This is a genomic window from Carboxylicivirga linearis (assembly GCF_018271995.1).
Lineage (GTDB): Bacteria > Bacteroidota > Bacteroidia > Bacteroidales > Marinilabiliaceae > Carboxylicivirga > Carboxylicivirga linearis.
In genome coordinates this window covers 26,191-32,190 of record NZ_JAGUCO010000036.1, presented here as the reverse complement: position 1 = coordinate 32,190, position 6,000 = coordinate 26,191, and the positions used below count along the sequence as shown (strand labels likewise).

At 38.1% G+C, this 6,000-nt stretch carries 3 protein-coding genes; 2 read left to right on the top strand and 1 reads right to left on the bottom strand.

Translation table 11 applies throughout. The features are described 5' to 3' along the window. The first annotated feature begins 331 nt into the window (after positions 1-331). Positions 332-928 (top strand): hypothetical protein, encoded by a 597-nt coding sequence (locus KEM10_RS22405; RefSeq protein WP_212220093.1) that lies wholly within the window; start codon positions 332-334, stop codon positions 926-928. Between the two features lie 486 nt (positions 929-1,414). On the opposite strand, the gene KEM10_RS22400 is transcribed toward KEM10_RS22405, so the two are convergent. After that, positions 1,415-3,763 (bottom strand): beta-galactosidase, encoded by a 2,349-nt coding sequence (locus KEM10_RS22400; protein WP_212220090.1) that lies wholly within the window; start codon positions 3,761-3,763, stop codon positions 1,415-1,417. A gap of 256 nt (positions 3,764-4,019) precedes the next feature. Between KEM10_RS22400 and KEM10_RS22395 the strand changes: the two genes are divergently transcribed. After that, positions 4,020-5,729 carry a UvrD-helicase domain-containing protein gene (locus KEM10_RS22395; RefSeq protein WP_212220086.1) on the top strand — a complete coding sequence of 570 codons (1,710 nt, stop codon included), beginning with the start codon at positions 4,020-4,022 and terminating at the stop codon, positions 5,727-5,729. Positions 5,730-6,000: the final 271 nt, after the last annotated feature.

Here is a 6,000-nt window from a genome sequence, read left to right as displayed (position 1 = left end):
TTGCTTCTGTTTTCTTGTATCAAGGCAAGAAAATGAAGTGGGGATTGGGGCAAAGCCCCATTTTAATGATTACCCACTATAAACCATACAGAGCCTAAAAAATGGGCTACCAATTAAATTCATCAGTATTAGAAAGAGCTGAGTATATAAACAATTTGCAGAAAATATTCACATTAAATACAAGCCGGTAGATTCTGTTCATAATCAATAAAGGCATGCAAAGACTTAAAATTCGATTTGTTTCAAATATTTAAATCAGGTTAAAATAAGACATGATTTATATCAACGGCACCATTCTTGTTTTTATCGACGACCAAATAGTCGGGATAAAATGAAGAATTTAGCAATTGCACTTTTAAGTATTGTGGCCGTATGTGCCAGCGCTCAGGATATGGATGATTCAGCAAGTCAGAATCCATATATACTAGGAACAACCAATCCGGAAAAATCCACTATTCAAAATCTGGGAGTTCAGTTTTATAATTCGGTTGGTCACACTGATTTAGAAGCCAGTTTTTGGATGGGTATTGGAAAAGAGGGTCGACACAACCTTAACCTGCGTCTTTCTCATGAGCGTTTTGAAGGTGAAAACTTTGGAGTTGGTTTAGGATATGGATATGAATTGTATTCAAACAACCATCTGTTTTTACCCTATACAACTTACAATCATGATGTGCAGAGCTGGAAAAACAAGGCTTTGGTTAACGGATTATATTATTCATATAGCGGACGCTTTGATTTTGCATTGGGTACAACTACCAATTTTAATAAAGATGGCTACACCAATAACTCAGTTTGGGTGAATGCTTATTATAACATACATGCCTGGGGAGGCGCTCAAATAGCCGTTGAATACGGTATGATACCTAATACGGGTGATGATTTTTGGGGCATCATGATTCAGAAAACATTATTCAGAAGAAAGTAAAACTCTGCACTACAGGATAAGTTGTTTTTTTTTCATAATAGTTCATTGAGGATCATCATTTCGGTGATCCTTTTTTTATTTATTATGTATCGTCGTTATTGTACCAGAACAATCTTTTATTTGATTTTCACCGCTCAAGCCACGGAGGCTTTTCATCCTGAAACAATAAAGAATACTCAATTCTTTACTGTCCCGATGTCTTGATACAAGAAACGAAACAAAGAAAATCAAGGCTCCATTGGCGATGACTCCCATTAATTTGTTGAATTTAAGTGCGGCCGGGTGATCTTCTAACAAGTTCTCAGCTTCCCGGTCTTACTAAAATTCAACTTCTTAACACTCCTCATCTCCATTGAGGCCAAACTGGTATAATAAAGACTAAGCATATTATTTATTGATTGTAGAAAGCAAATCAATCACAATGCATAGCAAAAAAAACGAGGCTACCTTTAACAGACAGCCTCGTTCAATTGGTGTAATTATAATTTACTTCTTAACCAGGTCGTTTCCAACAAATATTTGATAATCCTTAATACGTCCGGCAGCATCTTCCTGCATTCGAGGAACATAAACAAAACCTGAAACTTCAGTTTCTGAACCTAAATCAATAACTAATTGATGAGGATATTCAGGCTTAGTGATACTCCATGATGAATGCCAGAAATTAAATGTCTGACCATCTATTGCATTCTCAGCAATACCATTCTCTCCCGAAGATTCTTCACTACTTACATAAGCAACGGTCCAATCTTCGTGACTAATAGCTTTACCGTTTTTATCCAGAATATCCATTTCAGCAATGGCAGCATAACGATTGTTATCTAACGCATTTAAAGCCTCTATACAGAAGAAGCGACCTTTAACGGTTTTTCCGAACTTAACGGTTTGCGCATCTCCTCCTTTTTTAAACGATGCCTTATGAACAGGTTTCTTAGAATCAATGGTTAGTTTACCTTGATTACGTCTGGTACCTGAAAAATCGTTTTCTGGCTTCAACTGATCCAACACAGGCTTTTCAACACCTTCAATGGTAGTTGCTGCAGGTCCAACAATATCTAAAATCAAAATTTTATTCTCTCCTTTTTTCAACCATGGTGCAGGTATATACATGGTTTGTGTAGGACCAATGTTCCAGTAGCGACCTAAAGCATGACCATTTACCCACACAACACCTTTACCCCATGTTGATACATCTAAATAGGTATCACCTAATTCTTTTACAGTAAAGGTACCTTTCCAAATACCCGGTTTTGTATTAGGCTCTTTGCGTTCCGTAAATTTTAAATCAGCTAAATACTGATCGTTGTAATCCAGGTTGAAAACTTCCCATTGCCCCGTTTTTATTTCCTTTCCGTTGGTTTCAAACTTAACAGGTGCATTCAAACCCTTGCGGTCGTGAACTTCCTTTCCAAAGTTTATGCGGCCCATAGCATGCACAAATACTTCAATAGTACTTTCCTTCTTACGTGCCGGTATGGTTACATTGTAATTACGTTTTCTGCGATCCATTAACCCCACTTCTTCGCCATCAACATATACCCAGGCAAAATCATTGGCTGCTCCTACGCTGAACGTACAGGCCGGACCAGCTGGTAAAGTGGTTTTGTATAACATGCTACCTCTTGCCTGATCGTAATATTCCATGTTTTTAGGCTCATCGCCAACAACAGGCTTAGGAAGATTATCAAACAAAGGAGCAAACTCCGTTAAGGTTACTTTTTCAAAAGTGGTTGATGGCATTGGTGCCGGAGGTTCTGGTAAAGCTTCTTCACCCGGCATCAAATATCGAGATATCAATTCTTGTGTCTCAAAGAACTTAGGAGTTGTTAATCCCGCTTCGCTGATAGGCGCACCATAATCGTAGCTTGAACAATCAGGTTTAAACGGACGGTCAGCACCACCCCAGAAACCAAAAGATGTACCTCCATGAGCCATGTAAATACTGAAAGAAGCACCCTCTTTTAGCATATACTCCATATCGCGAAGATAGGCTTCGGTATTACCAAATGTATGCGGAGTTCCCCAGGTATCGAACCACCCTGAGTAGAATTCACCACACATCAATGGGCCTTCAGGAAGAATCTCGCGAAGCTTGGCAAATCCATCAGCCGGATCAGCACCAAAGTTTACTACAGGGAATAAATCATCTCTGTAACCTCTTTTTAATGTATGTTTTGGATTACATGAGAATAAAGGCACATCAAAACCGGCATCTAAAATTGCCTGACGCATTACTCCCATATATTCAGCATCATCGGAATAAAATCCATATTCGTTTTCAACCTGAACCATTAAAATAGGTCCTCCGTTGGTAATTTGCAATGGAGCTAACACCCGTCCTACCTCTTTTAAATAGCGTTGAGAAGCTTCTACATAACGAGGATCAGTCGAGCGCAATGCTATATCATCGTGCTTCAACAACCACCAAGGCAATCCTCCCATTTCCCACTCAGCACAAGCATAGGGTCCGGGACGTAGAATCACCCATAAACCTTCTTCCTGAGCCATTTCACAAAATTCAGCCACATCAGCTTGTCCTTCCCAGGTAAATTCACCCGGTGTACGTTCATGAAAGTTCCAGAACAGATAGGCACAAATAGTATTCATACCTAATGCTTTGGTCATTTGCAAACGATGACGCCAGTATTCTTTTGGCACACGAGCAAAATGCATTTCACCACATCTAATCTGATAAGGCTCGCCATCAATTAAAAAATCGTCTTTACCAATTTCAAAAGTGTGTTCTGGCTTTGCTGGCTGGCACGATGTCAAACTCATCGACATTAATAGAGATGCCATTACCACAAAGCTAAAAACCAGTTTCATTGTTTTCATTCTTTGTTATCAATTGTGTTTAGATATTCAATTTATCAAGAAAGGTGTATTTAACTCACTATTTCTTATTTACAAAACAAAGCAATAACTACCTAAAGAGGTATCAGATTTTCAGCGAAAACTATCAGTAATTTGATTATCTCAAATCAATAATCATTCATATTACTACAGAAATTTGTCAATAACAGTCGCTTATTCTCTTTTGGTGCTTCCGTTAAGTTTTCTGACTTTTGCAGCAAATTAAAGAGGCAGCTTAATGCAATTGACGGAGGAGCAAAAACACATTATTGAAACTGAAGGTGACTTAAAAGTAAATGCAGTTGCCGGATCGGGAAAAACAACAACCATACTTGAGTATGCCAAACAACGCAAACATAACACTGTATTATACATTGCCTTTAATAAATCGGTTCGGTTAGAAGCCGAACAAAAGCTGCAGCAAATGGGCCTGAATAATGTGCAGGTCGAAACGGCTCATTCGCTAGCTTACAAATACATCGTCCCTGGTTCGTTTTTTAAAATACGCTTTGGATATCAACCTCACGAAATTGCTCAGATATTACGTTTGCCTGTTAAAGCGGGTGATCTGCAACACCTTAAACTAGCCAATCACATCTACCAATTTGCAGTCTATTTTTGCAATAGTGCAGCACAAAAGGTAGCTGATCTGGATTATTTGCAAACCATTCAAGAGACGGAAAGTATTGACTTTGTTCAACGATATTATGATGCTATTTTGTATTACACACGGCTGTTTTTGGCTAAAATGTATAACGGTGAAATAGAGATAATACATGATTTCTATTTAAAACAGTTTCAACTGTCAAATGTACAATTACCTCATCAGTATATTTTATTTGACGAGGGACAAGATGCATCTCCGGCTATGTTGCAAACGTTTATGAATCAGAAAGCCAACAAGGTCATCATCGGCGATCAGCACCAACAGATATATTCGTGGCGTTATGCTATCAATGCACTTCAGAATGTTGATTTCAAAACGCTGCACCTAAGCCAGAGTTTCCGGTTTAACCATGAGGTGGCCACCTTGGCAACATCTATTTTAAACCTAAAGAAACTCATTAATAAATCCGGATCATCCAATGTAAAAGGATGTGGCAACAACTCAAGTATATCTTCCAGGGCTACACTGGCACGTTCGAACAGCAGCCTTCTTTCCCGTGCCATTGAACTACTTATTCAGCAACGCGAACTAACAAAAATCTACTTCGAAGGTCATCTAAGCTCTTACACTTTTGCTGATGAAGGAGGCTCCATCTACGATATTCTAAATCTTTACCGAGGTGAAAGGCATATGATAAAAGATGCTCAAATGGCAGCTATGCCAGGTTTTGATGAATTAAAAAATTATGTTTCGGAAACAGGTAATAACAACCTGAAGCCTTTGATTGATCTGGTTGAGAAATATCATAAAGACCTGCCCTTTTATATGAAGCGCATAAAAGATTCGGTGGTTGACAACTCACAGAAGCACGAAGCCGAAATGATTTTTAGTACGGTGCATAAAAGTAAAGGCATGGAGTATGATGAAGTATTCCTGCAAGATGATTTTATTAATGAACAAAGTCTGATTGATGCAAAAGCCGGAATAAAAGCAGGCGAAATAAAACCATCGATGCTGGAAGAGGAAATAAATCTATTATACGTTGCAACCACACGTACAAAAAGTAAATTACACATTCCTATTAAACTTCTACCAACCGGTTTCTATGTTGAAGGGATGAAATCAATAACTACTGGCACCGCCCTTAAACTTAAGCAGGATTTCTCTAAGAGATCGTTACCCAACAAAAATGCTAAATGGACAAAAGGGGAAGAAATTGAATTAAGCCAACTTTTCCTTTCCGGAAAGCCAATACCACACATTGCACGATTATTAGGAAGAAGTCAGACTGCTATAAAAAGTAGAATTGATAAGCTGGACCTTTGGGAAAAATACTACTGAAAAAAGAAAGGATCCCATGCCTTTGCGTGGAATCCCTTCACTAACCTAACCCAAATCTATGAAAAAAAATCTGATAGGTAAATTGCAAGTTCTGTGCCAAAACACCTGACGTTTTTGTTATTATATGTTAATAATAATTTTAAATTATTTACTCCCATCCTACTTCTTTCTGCGTACTATAACACCTCAACACCAATATTTATTACTAACTGTTTATTTACGCACAGTTTATAATAATGAACTAAAAAGCACACTTTACATACTCAGTTAG